Origin of the sequence: Streptomyces calidiresistens, assembly GCF_014141525.1 — a bacterium.
Lineage (GTDB): Bacteria > Actinomycetota > Actinomycetes > Streptomycetales > Streptomycetaceae > Streptomyces > Streptomyces calidiresistens.
In genome coordinates, this window is the sequence record NZ_VKHS01001242.1 from 1 (window position 1) to 1,063 (window position 1,063).

General features: G+C 76.7%; 1 protein-coding gene. It reads right to left on the reverse strand.

Annotation, left to right across the window (positions count from 1 at the left end):
- Nucleotides 1-73: 73 nt before the first annotated feature.
- On the reverse strand, nucleotides 74-1,033 hold the full coding sequence (locus tag FOE67_RS26645) for a D-2-hydroxyacid dehydrogenase (protein ID WP_438874322.1): 960 nt from the start codon (nucleotides 1,031-1,033) through the stop codon (nucleotides 74-76).
- Nucleotides 1,034-1,063 lie beyond the last annotated feature (30 nt).

Below are 1,063 nucleotides of genomic sequence, written 5' to 3' on the forward strand. Positions count from 1 at the left end.
TTGTGTATAAGAGACGGGGACGGGGGAGGGGCGGCGTGGCCGGGCCCCGGCGGCGACGCGGTCCGACGACGGGTCAGTCCCCGGAGGGATAACCCAGCCGCTTGTCCACCGTGTTGGGCGGTGTCCCGCCCGCCACCCACAGGTCGAAGGCGTCCTGGAACCGGTCGGCGAGGTCGTCGTGCCAGCCGAGGGTGTCGCCGCTCATGTGCGGGGAGACCAGGAGCCCGGGCGCGTCCCACAGCGGGCTGTCGGCCGGCAGCGGTTCCTCCGCGAAGACGTCCAGGGCGGCGGATGCGGGCCGGCCCGCCCGCAGCGCCGCGAGCAGGTCCGCCTCCACCACGTGCCCGCCCCGCCCGATGTTGACGAAGCAGGAACCGGGCCGCATCCGGGCGAAGGCGGCGGCGTCGAACATCCCCCGGGTGGCGTCGGTGAGCGGGGCCGCGCAGATCACCCAGTCGGCCCCGGGCAGCAGATCCGGCAGGGCGTCCGCCGGGTGGATCCGGCCCACCTCCGGGTCGTCCCCGCGTCCCCGCCGTCCCACGACCTGCGCGCGGACCCCCAGCGCGTCGAGGGTGCGCGCGATGCGCCGCCCGATGGGTCCGGAGCCCACCACGACCGCCCGGGTCCCGGCGACCCGGCGGGTCTCCCGGTGCTCCCAGCGGTGTTCGCGCTGGCGCCGCCAGGTGCCGGGCAGGTCCTTGGCGACCGCGAGCACCAGCCCCGCCACGTACTCGGCGATCGGCCCGTCGAAGACCCCCCGGGCGTTGGTCAGCACGGTGTCCGAGTCCACCAGTTCGGGGAAGAGCAGCCGGTCCACGCCGGCGCTGGCGGTGTGCACCCACCCGGGGCGGGGGCCGGGACCGGGCCAACACCGCCGCACGGCATCGGAGGTGAAGTCCCACACCAGCAGCACGTCGGCGCCGGGCAGGGCGCCGGCGAGCCCGTCCTCCCCCACCCGGGTGACGGTGGCGCGGCCCTCCAGGCGGTCCAGTCGTGGGGTGGTGGACATGCCCGGCCCCTCCAGCACGAGCACCCGGGGAAGCCGCCCGGGGGTGTCCGGCCG